Annotated in this window: 7 protein-coding genes; 5 read left to right on the top strand and 2 right to left on the bottom strand. The window is 71.4% G+C overall.

The genetic code is table 11. The features are described from left to right. Positions 1-4 precede the first annotated feature (4 nt). Positions 5-3,313 (bottom strand): type ISP restriction/modification enzyme, encoded by a 3,309-nt coding sequence (locus AB0K60_RS12245; protein WP_364052163.1) that lies wholly within the window; start codon positions 3,311-3,313, stop codon positions 5-7. 463 nt (positions 3,314-3,776) lie between these two features. On the opposite strand from AB0K60_RS12245, the gene AB0K60_RS12250 reads away from it, so the two are divergent. Further along, positions 3,777-5,780 (top strand): N-6 DNA methylase, encoded by a 2,004-nt coding sequence (locus AB0K60_RS12250; RefSeq protein WP_364052166.1) that lies wholly within the window; start codon positions 3,777-3,779, stop codon positions 5,778-5,780. A gap of 14 nt (positions 5,781-5,794) precedes the next feature. Here AB0K60_RS12250 and AB0K60_RS12255 read toward each other — a convergent pair whose 3' ends face one another. Continuing rightward, positions 5,795-7,279: a serine/threonine-protein kinase gene (locus tag AB0K60_RS12255; RefSeq protein ID WP_364052169.1), complete on the bottom strand. Its 1,485-nt coding sequence runs from the start codon at positions 7,277-7,279 to the stop codon at positions 5,795-5,797. Between the two features lie 145 nt (positions 7,280-7,424). Here AB0K60_RS12255 and AB0K60_RS12260 point away from each other — a divergent pair, with 145 nt between their 5' ends. Genes AB0K60_RS12260 through AB0K60_RS12275 form a run of 4 tightly spaced genes read left to right on the top strand, consistent with a single transcriptional unit; the run spans position 7,425 to position 16,807 of the window. Beyond that, the gene (locus tag AB0K60_RS12260) at positions 7,425-9,074 is read left to right on the top strand and encodes a PD-(D/E)XK nuclease family protein (RefSeq protein ID WP_364052172.1); all 1,650 of its coding nucleotides are present in this window, start codon (positions 7,425-7,427) and stop codon (positions 9,072-9,074) included. Beyond that, positions 9,071-10,225, top strand: coding sequence for a hypothetical protein (locus AB0K60_RS12265; protein WP_364052175.1), 1,155 nt, complete (start codon positions 9,071-9,073; stop codon positions 10,223-10,225). The genes AB0K60_RS12260 and AB0K60_RS12265 overlap by 4 nt, the downstream gene beginning before the upstream one ends. Continuing rightward, a complete protein-coding gene (locus AB0K60_RS12270; RefSeq protein WP_364052178.1) occupies positions 10,218-13,823 on the top strand; it encodes a hypothetical protein in 3,606 nt (1,201 codons plus the stop codon). Before AB0K60_RS12265 ends, AB0K60_RS12270 begins: the two co-directional genes overlap by 8 nt. Before the next feature lie 8 nt (positions 13,824-13,831). After that, a complete protein-coding gene (locus tag AB0K60_RS12275) occupies positions 13,832-16,807 on the top strand; it encodes a DUF3962 domain-containing protein (RefSeq protein WP_364052181.1) in 2,976 nt (991 codons plus the stop codon). Positions 16,808-16,809: the final 2 nt, after the last annotated feature.

Raw genomic sequence — 16,809 nt, forward strand, 5'->3', positions numbered from 1 at the left:
TGATTCACAACAGAGTGAGAGCCTCTGGTGATTCGGTGGCGGGCGCCTTGCGGGCGGCGGGCGGGGGTGGAAGGACCTGTGATTCTTTCAGGTCGGCTACGGTGACGAGCGGGCCAGCGCAGATCTGCTCCAGTAGATCGGATTGTTCGGGCTCGAGTTTCACGCAGAGCGTCAGCACATGTAGGAGACGGAGGAGTTCGGTGGTGAACTCTGCAGGCCACTCTTCGGTGCGGATATGGTCGAGCGGCGAGGACTTTCGGCCTCCCGGATTCTTCTTCCGGTAGTCAAACCATTTTTTGATGATCCTCCTCCCGGAGACCTCGTACGCCCAGACCTCTGGGAGCACCGGTGATATGCGACCTCCACCGACCTGCAGAGTCCCGGTCTGGGCGTCGTAGACAATGTCGTCCGGCATCTCCTCGATATTCCCCGGAATTCGCACTCGTGCCATGGCCCGAATACCGGCGTCCGGTTTGGGGGGACCGGCTGGGCGCCCCTCGCCGGGATCGACGAAGCGCTCGCCATAGGTATGCAGCCAGATCACGCGTCGGCCGAGCGGTACGGCCCGTCTCCACAAATCCGGGTCCGCCGTTAGGGGCACCCGGATGCCGGGGGTGCGCAGGTGCTCGAAGAAGCGGGCGGTGTAGCCGCTGTGTGCGGTCACCGCCGCGATGTAGGCCAGCAGATCCGGTGCCGTCACGGGCAGATCGAGTCGCTGGGACAGCAGGCGGATCAGTCCGGGAGCGAAGTTGGCCGATCTGGCGGCGTTATCCCGGAAGAGCGGGAGCACCCGGCCACCGCGGCCGTTGACGTGGTGCATATCGGGAACGTAGGCGCTGAACACCAGGCCGGGGCCCGTTCCCAATGGTTCGGCGTGCTGCTCGGACACGAATATTTGCCGCTGCCCGCGCACCTGCCACAGCGCCGGGCGAGGAAAGTCGATGGCTCGAAGGTCGTAGATGATCTTCTGCCGGTCGAAGCTGCGAAACGCAACCGTCTCGATTCGAGGTTCTAGGGAGGTCTCCTCAGCGATGGTGGGCGTTACCGACACCCCGTCGGAGCCGGCCTCCGTGGCGACGGATTCGACTGTCCGGTCTCGGGTCTCCTTGAAAAGCCCGGCCTTTTCCGCGGCGGGGGCATTGATCAGGCGCGCCCAGCGCCTCCGCAGGGTTTCCGGGTTCGGATCGTAGACCCATGTTCGGTTCGGCTTGACCCCGGGGGCGTGCCAGGGCATCAGGTCACCGAGTGCCGGGTGGCTCAGCCAGACGTCCGCGCCGGCGGGGTGGAACCGGTCATGCCAGCCTGTCCCACAGTCGCGCCACTCGGGATCGTCGAGGTACAACTCCGCCAGACGGGCGAACTTCTCCGTCCGGCGCCCGGACACGCTGATGTGATGAATCACCGCGGGCGTGTTCCGATGGCCGGCGCCGTACCGGGCGAAGACTCCGATGCACAGCGGCTGCTGGACGCCGGCGAAAATCCGAGTGGGAACATCGGGCTGATGCCCCTCCGGGGAGAGGTCGATGATCCATCCCTCATCGGCCGTCCGACGCAGGTATTCCCGCATGCCGGCGAAGCCGGGGCCGGTTGTGTATCCCGAGGTGGAGATGAAGGCGACGATGCCGGCCGGGTGCTCGGGGTGGGCATCGAACACCTTCCACGTCGCCCATCTCCAGAAGTACACGTACAGGTTGGAAAGGACATACTCGTATCTGCCGAGCCCAGGTGCTTTGAAGGCGTTCAGCGGGATGCCGTACCCGGAGTTCTCCGCACCCTGCTCGATCCAGCCTCCCATGCCTTTGGCACGTTCCCGGTACGGCGGGTTGCCGATCACCACTTGGACCGGCGTCTCCCGTTTGATGCGGTTCGCCTCTCGCCGCGCACGGACGATCGGCTCGTATATCGAACCGATCGGAAGCCCGGTCTCCTCAAACGGGCTGTCCAAGGTGTCGATGACATAGAGCTTCTGATCTTTTTCGGAGACCTCGGCGCCGTACTCGGATTTGAGCGCCTGGTTGAGCCTGAGTTCGGCGACCGCGTACGGCCCGGCCTGCCGTTCCATTCCAACGAGGCGGCCGAAGAGCTTCTTGAGGCGGCCGGGGACGGCTCCCTCGCCTTCCTCCTCCGCCACGGTCCGGGCGACCGTGTCGACGATGTTGAGCAGGAAGGTGCCCGTGCCCATGGCCGGATCGACGACCATCACATCGTCCGACGCGAACCCGCCCTCACGCCCGAACCGCGCCCGCAAAATGTCGTCGACGAAGCGGACGAGGAACGAGACGACCGGACTGGGCGTGTAGTACGAGCCGCTCGCCTTGCGGAGTTCGGAGTCGTATACGTCGAGGAAGTGCTCGTACAGATGAAGGTAGGAGTCGCCCGAGCCGTCGCTGATCCGGTTCCAGTCCACCGCGCCGATAACGCGTTTGAGCGTCTCCACGACGACGATGCGGCCCTCGACACCCTCATGTGTCAGCACGGCGAGCGCTTTTCCCATGAGGGAATGGTTCTTGCCGAGCTGCGCGGCGATCTCCCCCAAGGAACGGCCTTCAAAGGAGGTCCCGTCCACGCGGGCGAGGAGCAGCGCGAAGGTCACGGTCTGGGCGAACGCGTCGGCGAACTCCTCATGCGTCAGACCGGGGAACAGCAGCCTGCGCCAGTCCGCGCTCAACTCGGTGAAGATCCGCCGTATCTCCTCGCCCCGGCGTTCCCGGGCGATGGCCTCGATCACCTCGTCGCGCAGCAGTTTGCACAGCCCTGCCACCGCTCGTACTAGTTGCCGGATATTGGTCGGCGGGCTCGGCTGCCAAAGCAGAAATTCGGCGATAACCCGGACGAATTCCCCGTCCGCGGGAGCGAGTTTGCCGCCGGCCTTCCGGATATCACCGTCCAGCCGGGCGATCTGCCCAACAAGATCACCATTGCGGAACAACGCCCACAAGGCACCATTAGTGTACAAAACATTAGGAAGTAGCCGTAACTTCTCCCACTGCGCCTTCTCCCGCCTGTTCGGAGCCCATGCGGTTGGCACGCCACGCTCAGGGGCTTTGATCTCGACGTACCCGGCGTGCGCCCCGGCGACCCGAACGGCGTAGTCGGGACGTATGCGGAGCGAGGCGAGCGAGGTCTCCCCGATCATCACCAGCGACACGCCGAGGGCCTTTGCCATATCGCCGAGCAGCCTCTCCAATGGCGCACGAAGTTGGTCCTCCGACTGCCCGCCCCCGCTCAGTTTCGCGGCGACGGATCGGCCAAAGCGGGCAACGGCTTCAACCGCCTTGTCCTGCAAGGAGAAAGGAAGGTGCATTTCGGGCATGAGGCACCAACCACCCTGGAGTCGTCGCCGTCCATGAACCCCCGATATCTTGCTTATACCGTTCCAATGAACATTGGGAAATAGCCGCTAAGGTGCCGTTAAGCAGCCATTTTCGCCACTCCGCAAGCCGATTGAAGTCTTGTATGATGCGACGCCGCCGGCGCGGGACTCCGACGCCCAGGGTGTGCCCGACGATGCCGTCCGCCGAGGTCATCGCCGATCGGCCCGGGACGACGGCGGCGTCGGGCAGGGGGCGCGGGGACCGGCAAGACCGACGAAATCGTCCGCCGACGTACCGTCGCAGGTGATCGAACTCCCGTTCCCATGACGACCGCGGGAGTATAGGCTGAGGCCAGGATGGAACGAAAACTGAGTCAACAGCCCTGCTGTGGATCTGGGGTGGAGGCACGATGGTGAGTCACGGCTCCGCCTGCGGCTCGATCTTCGGGAGGGCACGGTACGCATGAGCGAAGAGCCCATCGCGGTGACACTGGCGGAGATAGCCCGGCTCGCCGGTGTGGGACGGGCCGCCGTCAGCAACTGGCGGCGGCGGCATGCCGACTTTCCGTCGCCGGTGGGTGGCACGGACGCGAGCCCCCAGTTCTCGCTGCGCGAGGTGGAGGCGTGGCTGCGCGAGAATCGCAAGGCCCAATCGCCCGTGGGCACCCGGCACCGGCTGTGGCTTCGGTATGAGGCGCTGGGGGACCGCGATCGCATGGGACGGCTCATCGCGGAGCTGGGGGCCCGTGTCCGGGATGCGAGCTCCGGTCCGCGGACGGTGCACCGTCCGGTCGAACCGCCCGTCCTGGAGGCGGAGGAGCGAGCGCTGCTGGACGAGACGGTCGAGCTGGCCCGCGGCGAAGGCGGCGAGCAGATCTTTCAGTTCCTGCTGAGTCGCTGGCTCGGGACGCACATCCGTCAGATCACGACCACGCCCGGTCCGCTCGCCGCCCTCATGGCGGAGATCGCGCGACAGGTGCGGCCCGGTCGCGTCACGACCGTGCTCGATCCCGCCTGCGGCACCGGAACCCTCCTGCTCGCCGCCGCGGAACGCTGGTCCCGCGGCGGCCTACTGAGGCTGCTCGGCCAGGATCACGATTCCGTGCTCGCCGACATCGCGTGTTCGCGGTTGGCGTTGCGCGCGGATGTCGCGGAGATCGACGTGAGGGCGTCGGACACGTTGCGGGCCGACCTGCATTCCGGCGGCACGGCGGACGTGATTTTGTGCAACCCGCCGACGAACGAGCGCGACTGGGGGCACGCGGAGCTCGCCACGGACGCCCGCTGGCTGTTCGGCCTGCCGCCGCGCACCGAATCGGAGCTCGCCTGGGTGCAGCACGTCATCGCCGCGCTGGCCGAGGACGGGGTGGCCGTCGTCCTGCTGCCGCCGGCGGTGGCCGCCCGCAGGGCGGGGCGTCGTATCCGGGCCGCGCTGCTGCGCGCCGGGGCCGTTCGCATGGTGGTCGCCCTGCCGCCGGGTGCGGCGCCGCCGTACGGGATCGGTCTGCACCTGTGGGTGCTGCGCCGCTCGTCGCAGCCGGGCGCCGAGGCGTCGGTGCTGCTCGTGGACGCGGGCGACTGCAGGGCGACCGCGCCCTCGTCGGGGCCGGGGCAGGGCGTGGACTGGGAGGCCGTACGCGGTCGTGTCCTCGACGCCATCCGAGGGGAGGCGCCGACGGGCAGCGTCGAGGTGCCGCTGATGGACCTGCTGGGCGAGGACACCGACCTCACCCCGGCCAGGCACGTGCCGTCCGGCGCGGCGGCGTCGGCGATCAACCTGCGCCAGGCGTGGACGCGCTTCGACCGGGGGCTGCGGTCGGCGCAGGACCTGGGCGCGGATCTCCGGCGGCTCACCGTGGTGCCGGGGACCGCGGCCTCCTTCGTCTCGGTGGCCGAGCTGGAAGGGGCGGAGGCCCTCACGATCGCCACCGGGCAGTCGCCGCCGGAGGCGTTTCTCCGCCGCGGCGACCGTCCCGGCGACGGGGTTCCCGTTCTCACCGTGGCGGACCTGCGCAGCCCGCGGCAGCCGCGGTTCTGGCTGACGCCCGAGGACGTGGAGAAGCTGGAGGCGGACAGGTCCGTCACCGTGACCTCGTCCAACGACGTGATCGTCGTCGGGTTGTCGGCGGAGTTCGACGCCTGGGTCGACGTGGCGGGTCCGGTCGTGCTCGGCCCGCAGATTCACCGGGTCAGGCCCGACCTGGAGCGTCTCGATCCGTGGTTTCTGGCGGCATGCCTGCGCGCGCCGTCCAACGCCCGTCAGGCGGGCACCCATGCCACCTCCGCGTCCCGCGTCGACGTCCGCCGTTTGCAGGTGTTGCGTCTTCCGCTGGAGGAGCAGCGGCGGTACGGCGAGGCGCATCGGCGGCTCGTGGAGTTCGAGAGGGCCATCGCGGACGTGCGGGAGGAGGGCACGGCGCTGCGCCGGACGCTGGTGGAGCTGCTCGCCACGGGGCGGCTGGCGTGAGAGTCCGACGGCGATCAGGCGGGGGGCAGGCCGTCGAGCAGGGCCTCGACCTCCTCGAGGTGGCCCCGCTCGCCGAGTTCCTCGCCGAATTCCCGGCAGCGCCGCACGACCTTCGCCGGCGGCCGGGGCAGGCCGCGCAGGTCGAGGACGACGGCCTTCCAGCGGAGGAAGGCGTCGCCGGTGTGGCCCTGCGCCGGGACGAGGCACTCGGCGACGCCGATGCGGGCCTCCAGCCAAAGGTCGCGTAGTTCCGTCTCGGCGCGGTCCCGCAGGGCGCGCTCCACGTCACGGTAGAGCGCGCCCGCGCCGGGCCAGTCTCCCTCGACGCGGGCGCGGTCGGCGCACAGCAGTCGCGCCCGGGCCACGAGCGGCTCGCGCGGGCCCCATGCCCGCAGCGCCGAGTCCAGTTCCCGGGCCAGACGCTCGCTCGCGGGTCCCGGGCCCTCCTCGGCCAGTTCCCGCTCGGCGCGTTCCAGCGCGGTCGTGAATTCCTGGCGGACGGGGCGGGGCGGGCGGCGGGAGACGGAACGCGGGCGGGACGTCCGCATGGGCGTGGCGAGCGCGGTCTCGGGGGTGCGTCCCGTCCGGTACGGCAAGGTCGGGTCGGGGTTCAGCGTGGGGGTCGGGGGCCGGTCGCCGGGCCGCGGCAGCAGCGGGGCGAAGCCGTCGCGGGTCTCGGCCACGGAAGGCCGGTTGCCCGGATCCTTGTCGAGCATGCGCCGGATCAGGTCGGACAACGCGGCGGGAATCCCGTACCACTCCGGGTCCAGGCGCGGCGGGGGATCGTTGCGATGCTGGTCCTCGATGCCGCGATCCGGAAGTTCCTCGAACACCCGGCATGCGGCGATGCACTCGAACAGGATGCAGCCGAGGCTGTAGGTGTCGGCGGCGAGCGTGAGGTCCTTGACCCCTCTGATGACCTCCGGCGCCTTGTAGCCGACGCTGCCGGGCGTCTGCCCGTACTCGGTGTAGCGGGTGGCCTCCGGGTCCGTGGGCAGCGCGATGCCGAAGTCGATCAGGTACACGTGGCCGTCGTCCGTGAGGAGGACGTTCCCCGGTTTGAGGTCGCGGTGGATGACGCCGGCGGTGTGCACACGCTGCAGCGTCTCGGCCATCCGCACCGCGATCGCGGCGGTCGCGCACAGCGGAGGGCGATTCCTGTTGAGGAACTCGCGCAGGTTCTTCCCGGCGATGTGCTCCATCACCAGGTACGGCTCGCCGACGCCGAAGTCGTAGTGAATCAATGTGGGTATGCCGGGCCCGCGCAGGGTGTGCAGGAGCCGCCGCTCGCGCTCGAACCGCTGGAGCAGCTCCGACCGCAGGCGGAGCCCGTCGTCGGTGTGCGGCATGGCCCCGTCCCACAGGTCCCTGCCCAGGACCTTCACCACCACCGGCTCTTCCGTACGCAGGTCCCTGGCGGCCCACACCCGGGCCATGCCGCCGCCCTTGAGGAACCCCGTGATCCGGAATCTGCCGGAGAGCACATCCCCTGGCTCCACTTCCGCTCCCGCCCGCTCACATCGTGGAACTGTACACACTCTATGATGCACCAAGAAGCTTGGTTATATCGCTTGACTTAGTTAACAACCTCCGCTTCCCTGGTGTCGTAGCACAGGACCACGACACCACCGCAGGGGGTCACCCATGAGCGTTCGCCGGCTGCCGCCCGGAGTGACGGGCGACCCCCGGCTGGTGCGGATCGGCGTGGGGCTGCTCCGGGAGGATCGGGACGCCTGCCCGGACGGGCGGGCGCTGCGTGCGCGCCCGCTGCTCGTGCGGCGGCCGGACCGATTCCGTCATCGCCCGATCGAGGATTTCTTCTTCGCGCCGGTGGCGGAACTCCTCGACGCGGTGGAGCACAACGGCGCGCGTCTGGACAGCGCCCTCGCCGGCCCCCGGCACGCCGACCGCTGCCACCCCATGCACCGCGCCTGGGCGGCCGAGGCCGCGGCCGTCTACCTGGCCGCCCGCCGACGGCACGAGGCGGAGCGCGTCGCGGCGGGGCACGCGGCCACGGTCCCGAAGGCGGAGGAATGGGTGGTGATCGATCAGCTGCGGCACCCGGACGCGCGGGGCGTCATGCAGTACGAACGAACCGTCTGGGGCCGACGGTATGCCACCGATGACGGCTCCGTCCGGGAAATCTGGATTCCGTTCATCAGCACGGTCAAGGATCGCGCGGACTCGGAGATCTCCGCCGCCGCCGCGATCGCGGCGCGCGGCGTTCCCGCGGCCCGCGCCGAGTTCCGCGGGCCGTACAACGCGATCGAGAAGGACGTGGTCCTCCCCCGGCGGGTGCGCGTCATCGGAGTCGGCCTCGGCGACGGCGGCGTGTCCGTCCTGGCCGACTGGACGGCCGACGAGGCGCTGGACCGTTTCCGGCGGCAGGCCAGACGGCGGTACGCGGAGATCACCGACGGCACCGGCGCCAACCCGGGCTCCGACTGCGTCGGCTGCGTGGGGCTGGCCGACTGCACCGCCGTACGCGAGATCCCGGGCCTGCTCGGCGTCCCCGCCCCGCGCCGCCCCCGCAAACGGCGCAGTGTCTCGGTGAGCGACCTGCGCACCTATCAGAAGTGTCCCGCGCGGTTCCACATGACCCGAACCCTGAACATCACCGACCGCGGGGAGGAGTCCGCGGCCATCCGGCGGGGCCGGGCCGTCGACGCCTGCCTCAACGATCGGCACAACGGGGCGGACCGCGTCCCCTGCCGCCGCCTGCCGCTGCCCGACGCGATCCCCGGGCTCCCCGCGGCCGAGCAGGAGGCGGCCATCCGGATGCTCGGGTGGCACCGGCCGCTGTGCCCCCTGGACGGGCTCGGGTCCGCCGAGCTCGTCCAGCCGCAGCGGCGCCTGGCCGCGTACGACCCGATCGCCGACGTCGTCGTCATCGCGGACCCCGACCTGCTCTACACCGATCGGGGCGGCTGGGTCTGGCGCGAGACGAAAACCGCCGGGAAACGCACCTGGGAGGGCGAGTCGCTGCTGAGCAGCCATCCGCAGATCGCGCTGGCCGTGCTGCTGATGGCCTCCGGCGTGCCCGGCGGCGACCCGGGTCGCTCCCGGATCGAGCTGGAACTGCTCCGGGAGGACGGCTCGGCGCTCGAAGAGTTCGACCCGTCCGATCCCGCGCTCATCGCCGAGGCCCGCCGCGTCGTCTCCGCCCTCGCCGCGGGCTGGGCCGCCGACGAGACGTACGACCCGGTTCCCGGCAGGCACTGCGCCGACTGCGAGGCGCGTCGCTGGTGCCCGTCGGGTCCGGACACGACGGCCGGAGGGGAGGCCACACGATGACCACCGCCGACGACACGCTGCCCCCGTCGAGCGGCGAGTGGGCCGCGCACGCCGGGGTGCCGCTGATCCGCACCCTGGCCACCGCGCTGCTCAAGCTGGAGGCCGAACGCGATCTCGACTCCTTCACGCTGCCCTACCCGCCGGAGGCGCAACGCGCGCTGGACCGCACCGTCCTCGCCTGCCTGCTCAAGGGCGCGACGCCGCCGGCGAGCCTCATCGAGCTCATCACCTGGTGCCGGGACTGGCCGCTGACGGACTGGCCGATCGACCTGCCCCCCGACGCGGCCGACCACGAGGATCGGCTGCTGGACCCGGAGTCCTGGCGGCCCACCGAGCTGTGCCACGAATGGGCGGAACGCACCTCCGACTCGGCCGCCGGCTTCCGCGACCGGCAGATCATCCACACCGCGCTGCGGCTCTGCCGGGAGCACGCCGACGACGTGGCCTACACCGCCTTCCGGCGGCTGCTGGTCCACCAGCCCGTCCTCACCGCGGAGGAGAGCTTCCAGGTGCTCAACGACACGGTCCTCGAGCCGGTGCACGAGCTGATCCGCCGCGTCTACCTGGAGGTGCCCGACAGCTACCTGCGTGACGGCGAGTACGTCTGCTGCGGGCGCTGCCTGACCCTGCTCACCCCCATGCGGGATGGCGAATGGTGGTGCGAACGTGATCGCTGCCGCCGCCAGGGGCCGCCGCCTCCGGGCCGCCGCCTGCGGCGCGAGGAGGTCGGCGAGGTCGTTCAGGTGGAGCGTCCGCTGCGCCAGTTCGTCACCGGGCCGGGGCGGGCCGAGGCCGACCTGGAGCAGGCGCTGTCGGAGCTGGGGCTCGACGTGCGGATGTGGCCCGGGTACGACGCCTACGATCTGCTGGTCACCTTTCCCGACGGCCGGCGCTGGGCCGTCGACGTGAAGGACTGGGCGAGTCCCGTGCTGCTTGGCCGCTCCGCCCGTCCCGTGCCCGCCGAGCCGCCGTACGACGAGGCGTTCTGGGTGGTGCCCGCGCACCGGGTCGAGGCCCGGCCCGGTTACATCTCGGCGTACGAGCGCAGCCGCCCGGCGCAGGCGGGCGACCTTCCGCTGCTCACCGACGCCGAACTCGTCCGCCGGGCGAAGGCCCGGCTCCGCTCTGCTCAGGGAGCACGCCATGCGTGAACACGAGAGCTGGCACCGGCAGGTCAGCCGGGCGCTCGCCCAGGCCTGGAGGGGCCTGCCGCAGGAGCTGTCGGGCTTCAAACCGTCGCACCTCTGCCAGGTCGAGCTCGCCCTGCGGCTGCTGGAGCGGCTGTCCGCGGACGAACCCGCCCAGGGCGCCTACACCCTGCTCGGCGGCTATCCCTTCGCCCGCGCCGCCGGGCTGGTCAGCGGCGGCGAGCGGGAAACCATGATCATCGCCGCTCGGCACCTGCTCTGGACGCTGCGACGGCGGCGCGCCTGGCAGCAGTTCCTTGACTCGTATCGCCTGGTGCCGGCGCGGCTGCGGGCGTACGACGTGCCGGTGGACCAGTCCCCGTTCCGCCGGATCGAACCGACGATCGCCGTCGACCGCCTCGCGGTCTACGACGCGGCGCTGTCCCGCCTCCCCGGCCATCTGCGCAAGCCGCTGCCGCTCGCCCCCGCCGGCCGCAGCGGCTTCGCCGAGAGCCGCCGGGCGACGTCCGTGACCATCCCGCCGGAACTGATCTTCGACCGGGCCCCCGGCCACGACCTCGCCCACGGTCGCCCCGGCACCGGCGAGCCGATCATCCTGCATCGTGAGGAACTGGCACGCACCGCGCGGTGGATGGACCAGAAGGAGCGCGAGGCCGGCGTCGAACGGCCCGGCGGCTGGGAGGCACGGCTCAGGGAACTCCGCTTCGCCCCGCGCGACGCCACCGGCCGGGACTTCCGCGAGAGCGACACGCTGCGGCTGAACGGCCTGCTGCATCTGGTGGGCATGGTCGGCGCGGGCAAGAGCACGCTGATGACGCTGGTGGCCGTGTGGGCGGCCCGCCGTCGCCTGCGCACCACCCTGGTCGTGGGCGACGTGGCCGAGCAGCTCCGGCTGTGCGCGCTGCTGGGCGATCTGGGCCTGCCCGCGGTGCCGATCCTCGGGCCCACCACCCGGGAGACCCACGTCCAGCGCCTGCACCGGCGCCTCGCCGCACGCGGTGTGGACAACATCCTCGACCAGGACGCGCCCGGCTTCGACGACCTCAGCACGGCCTGCGTGGTGGACGCCCTGCGCGGGACCGAGGCGAGCCGGCCGCTGCGCTACGCCGACGCGCCCTGCGACCGGCTGTACCCGGAGAAAGGCAGGGAGCGGGAGCGTGCCGAACGGGAACGTACCAAGACGGACGTCGCCCTGCCCGAGCGTTACCGGCCGGGCGGGGAGGACGACAAGCGCACGTTCGATCAGGACGAGCTGCGGGGCGCCGAGCACGGCTGCCCGATCTGGGCCAAATGCCCCCGGCACCGCGCGGCCCGCAACCTCGTGAACGCCCTGATCTGGGTCGCCAACCCGGCCAGTCTGGTGCAGACCGCGGTTCCGCGGCACCTCAACGAGGAGCGGCTGCGTTACCTGGAACTCGCCTGCCTGCTCAGCGACATCGTCTTCGTGGACGAGGCCGACTCGGTGCAGATGAAGCTGGACGACGTCTTCGCCCCCTCCGCGACGCTCGTCAGACCCGGGCCGGAGTCGTGGCTCGACCAGCTCCACACCCACAAGATCGAAGAGTTGTCCCGGCAGGGAAGGCTGCCGCTCACCGACCGGGAGATCGAGCGGTGGAACTCGGCCCTGAACGTGGTGTCCGCGGCGACCGACCGGCTGTACCGGCTGCTCATCTCCGACGAGGGCCTGCGGGAGTGGGCGGACATCGAGTACTTCAGCCCGTGGACCCTGCAGGAGAAGCTGCTCGCCGAATGGTTCGACGAATGGTCCCGCCTCTCCCCCGGACCCGTCGACGGGGTGCAGGACGAGCGGCACCTGTACGAGGCGTACGAGGACGATGTCCCGGAGCCGGACACCCCCGCGCACCTCGACACCCTGCGCGCCGGCCTCACCAAGGTCCTGGACGCCTTCCGCGACGACCCGCTCGGCGGCGACGCCCCCTACAACACGCTCACCGACGAACTGATCCACACCACCCGCGACCTGCTGCACACCCTGTCCCCGCCGCGCACCCGCGCACGCGTCGCCGACCTGCTGAAGCTCCTGCTCGACGGCACCCCCGCGCAGGAATGGGACGACGAACGCCGCGACGTCGCCTGCCGTCGGCTGGAGTTCCTGCTGCTGCTGTCGGTGCTGCACCACCGGCTGGAGCGCCTGACGTTCCTGTGGCCGCAGGTGGAGGCCGCACTGCGGCTCGACGCCACCGGCAACGAGCTGGCCCGCAGGCCCCCGCTGGACTACGCGCCGCTCATCCCCGAGGCGCCGATGGGCAACGTGCTCGGTTTCCAGTACCTGCCCGACGAGCGCGAACGCGACGAGGACGGGCGCAACAGCGGCACCCTGCGCTTCTTCCGCTGCGCCGGAGTGGGCCGGGAGCTGCTGCTCTCCCTGCACGAGATCGGCGCGGACGCCGCCGCCGGCCGACCCGGCCCGCACGTGGTGCTGATGTCCGGAACCAGTTGGGCGGGCGAGTCAACGCGCGCTCATGTGATGGCGCCGGTCGCCGCCGTGCTCAAACCCTCCCCGCGTTCCGTGCAGGCGGTGAAGCGGTCCAGGTTCGCCACCCGTTTCCTGTACGACGAGGAGCGGCGGCCCATGAGCCTGTCCGGGCTCGACCCCAAGGTACGGCCCGCGGCGGCGCGGGCCCTCGCGATCCGCCTCGGCAGCCCCGAGCGCGGCGGCGCCTCCAGCCCGCTCGAACAGGAACTCGCCCTCGTCGAGGACGACGGGCGCCGCCGCGCGATCCTGCTCGTCGGCAGTTACCGCGAGGCGAACATCGTCGCGGACGCCCTGCACGGGCTGGACCGCTGGCGGGGGCGGGTACGCGTACTGGCCTCCGACGACGCCGACCTCGACCGGGCGGTACGCGGCGGCGATCCCCCCGGCGGCGACCACGCCACCGCGCTGCGCCGCGGCGACCTGTCCATGTTCGCCGAGGACTGGGCGGCCTCGGTGCTGGTCGCCCCGCTGATGGCCGTCGAACGCGGGCACAACATCCTCAACGCGGAACGGAACGCCGCCTTCGGCACCGCCCTGTTCCTCGCCCGGCCCCACCCCCGTCCCGACGACCTGGCCCTGGCGATATTCGCGATCAACGACTGGGCCTGCCGCTTCGTCCCGGATCAGCGGCGCGCCGACGACCGGCGGGGGCCCGCCACCTTCGGGCGACTGGTCGCCGAAGCCGGCGGGCTCGACCGGGCCGGGCTCGACTTCCGCCACGAGGCCCGGCAGGAGTGGCGGCGTCTGCTGTCCCGACGTTACGTCTACTCGCGGCTGACCCGGTGGGAGAAGCGGGCCTTCGCCTGGGACCAGTTGGTCACCATGTGGCAGGTCATCGGCCGGCTTGTCCGCGGCGGGGTGCCGGCACGCGTCGTCTTTGTCGACGCCGCGTTCTCCCCGCGCCTGGCGCGGGCCCTCGCACCCGGTCACACCGGGCCGGCGCCGGAAACGGACGGGCTGCTGCTCGCGCTGCGCTCCATCCTCATGCCCTACTTCGCCGAGACGGTCGACCCGGTCCGCTTTCCCGATCCGGCGGATCCGGCCCTCGCCCGGCTGCTGTACGAGCCCTTCTACAACGCCATGGCAACGCTGGAACATCGATAAGGACAATCGTGGCCGTCTACACCAAGATCCGTACCGCGTCCTGGCTGCCCGTCTCCCCCGAGGCCGGTCACGCCGCCCGCTACCGGGCTCTGCCCTTCCCCGAGGAGTGGCGCGAGGCGATCCTCACCTTGTGCAACGCGGGCCGGGCCGAAGGGGCCGAGCCGTACCGCACGGTGCCCACCCATCGCTTCGAGCAGGTCCTGCAGGCCTTCGCGCCCGACGTCCTGGTCATGCCCCGCCCGCCCAGGCAGTACGACGGCGGCCCGGCCCACTGGCTGTACGTGCCGGAGGACGTCCCGGATCCGCTGCCTCCTGCGGTGTTCCGCCCCCTGGTCGACCGGTGGCTGGGGGACCTGCGGCCCGAGCCGGAGCATCGGAGCCTGCTCAGGGACGTCCGGGCGCAGCTCGCGGCGGCTCCGCTCGGCTGGGAGCCGGTGGAGGCGGAGCTGCTCACCTGCCCGTGCACGCCCGGCGGCACCGCCGCGCCGCTCGGGCGCCAGTTCACGCTGAGCACCGACTGGCTGGCCAGGCGCGTCCTCGCCCTCGACCCGTACGAGTACGCCGGTGGCCGGCTGCGTTTCCGGGCCGTTCCCCGCGGGCGGCGCGACCAGGGCGCCGAGCTGATCTCTCAGCCGCTGCCGCACCATACGGCGAAAGAGACCTGGTGGTACTCGGTGGTGCTCAACATCACCCTGCACACCGTTCCGTTCGATCCCCTCCCCCGCTTCCACCTCCACTTCGGCATCCGCCGCTGGGCCACCAGGGTGAGCGCGAAAACCGGACGGCTGTATCTTCCCCGCGGCCGCAGATCCACGGTGCTGCTCCGGCCTCGCGTGCCGTACCTTCCCGGCGCTCCGCGCAGCGAGCGGTACGCCCTGGCCCGCGTCGAGCGCCGCTGGGATCCGGACGAGCGGACGGCGACGGCGGACTGGGTCGCCGGCGGCCCGGCGCGCATCCTGCGAGGGATCTCCCTGGCCGAGCGTTTCCCCGAGGCCGACGAGATCCTCGCGGACCCCTCGGCCTGGCTGGACGGCGAGTTCCGGGCGGGCGTCGTGTTCAGCACCGCCATGGGTTCTCACGAGGTCAAGGCCGGCCTCATGTCCCACCAGCGTTCACAGCTGACCGAATGGGCCGAGCAGGCCATGCCGCCGGAGTTGCGGCCCGCCCCCGTGCTCGTGCGCAGCCGCAGGGCGGCCTCCAAGCCGCTCAACGCCCCTCCGTCCAGCGTCCCGAAGGGGAACAAGCCGCAGGAGAAGCTGCGCCGGGCGGCGGAACGCCGGCGCGGCGTCGCCTTCGCGGTCTCCTGCCTGCGGCCCGCATCGGCGCCCGGAACGCTGCCCGTGCTGGAGGTCCGGTTGCTGTGGCAGACCGCCGGGATGCGCGACGCCGCGGTGGCGGCACTGGTCGAGCACCTGGGTCTGAAGGGCGACGGCGGCTCCTTCACCGAGCGGCGGTACGAGGCCGCCCGGCCCGGCGCGCCCGTCGTGCTGGAATGGCAGGCCGCCGAGCTCACCGTGCGGGTGCGCTGTCTCAAGCTGACCGGCGGCCTCGCCGACGGCCTGCCGCTCGGGGACGGCCGGCGCACCCGGTCGTGCGTGACCGACGCGGTCCGCGCCCGCCGGGCCGAGGTGCGATCGTGGATCGCCGACGACGTCACCGACAACGTCCCCGGCCTCACGCTGGTGGAGATCGACAGGCGGGCCGATTTCGCGAGCGGCGACCACGACCCCAAGTTCGCCCTCCGGCTGGGCTTCGCGGACGCCGGGCTGGTCACCCAGTTCATCACCGTGCCCAAGCACGTGGGGCGCTACGACTCGGTGAAGAACATGCCCCACCGGGCGTCCAAGGCGTGGGACGACGGCCTGCGCCAGCTCGGGGCGCGGGTGCATCCCGAGCACGGCCTGGGCGACCGGCTGCCCGCGGGGCTCAGGTACGCCGCCGTGTGGCTGATCCGCAAGAGCCGTACGGCACGCAACCGCTGGGCCGCCCATGTTCCGGTCGCCGTGCTGGTCACCCCGGAGAGCGGCGGCGGCGGTCTCGCCCGCGTCCAGGGCTGGGACCCCGAGGCGGACGGCGGCGCGGGAGCGTGGATTCCGTACCCGGCCCTGCTCCTGCGCCTGACCCGCCTCGCGGAGGTTCCGGCCGGACCTCCCGCGTCCGCGGCCGCGGACGCCCCCGCGACAAGGAGGGTGAGCTGGCAGCGGGACATGGAGGAGCAGCGGCGCGCCACCGAGGAGTGGGTGCAGAAGATCCGCCGCTCGCTGCGCGACGCCCCCACGCTGCTCCTCGCCCACGCGCAGAACGCCCGTTCCCACTGGACCTGGCTGCAGGACGGCCGCGTCGAGGCCGACCGCATCCGCGACGGCCAGGCACCGGCCCGCAGGCTCGACGCCACCCTCCGGCTGATCCGCGTCCGCACCCAGCGCGGCCGGGAGACCGCCCAGTGGTGGGGACTCCACCCGAAGGACGGCACGAATGGGCTCGCGGCTCATCTGTGGGTCGCCGAAGGCCGTACCGACGCCCGCGTCTTCTACAGCACCACGCCCAAGCCCGCGCTGTTCAAGTCCTCCGCCGTGGAGGCCGACAAGCTGGCCCCTCGCCCGCGGAAGAAGGGCGACCGCGAAGGCGAGCCGACGATCGACATCGACAAGCCGGGCTGGAATCCGGGGCTCGTCGAGATCGCCGTGCTCGGATGCCACCGCGAAGGGGACACCGGCGACGACCCCGAGTCCCTGGCGATGGCCGTCCACCAGTTCCGCCAGCCGCCCGACTATGCCGAGGCGCTCAGCCTTCCCCTCCCGCTCCACCTGGCCGGCCTGTGCCAGGAGTACGTCCTGCCGATCCCCAGGGACGAGGCCGAGGCGGACGTTGACGGCGAGGACCGTTACCCGGCGTTCCCCGATGACGTCGACGATGCCGCCGACGTCGACCCGGACATGTCCGCCGCGCCCGGCCTCGCAACACCGCCCGAAGAGGAGGACTGACC

This window comes from Thermopolyspora sp. NPDC052614, from assembly GCF_040678635.1.
Classification (GTDB): domain Bacteria; phylum Actinomycetota; class Actinomycetes; order Streptosporangiales; family Streptosporangiaceae; genus Thermopolyspora.

What these genes read in the sequence shown, in the direction of transcription:
- AB0K60_RS12245 (WP_364052163.1), bottom strand. Translation starts at nt 3,313, where the DNA reads ATGCCCGAAATGCACCTTCCTTTCTCCTTGCAGGACAAGGCGGTTGAA.
- AB0K60_RS12270 (WP_364052178.1), top strand. Translation starts at nt 10,218, where the DNA reads ATGCGTGAACACGAGAGCTGGCACCGGCAGGTCAGCCGGGCGCTCGCC.
- AB0K60_RS12250 (WP_364052166.1), top strand. Translation starts at nt 3,777, where the DNA reads ATGAGCGAAGAGCCCATCGCGGTGACACTGGCGGAGATAGCCCGGCTC.
- AB0K60_RS12260 (WP_364052172.1), top strand. Translation starts at nt 7,425, where the DNA reads ATGAGCGTTCGCCGGCTGCCGCCCGGAGTGACGGGCGACCCCCGGCTG.
- AB0K60_RS12265 (WP_364052175.1), top strand. Translation starts at nt 9,071, where the DNA reads ATGACCACCGCCGACGACACGCTGCCCCCGTCGAGCGGCGAGTGGGCC.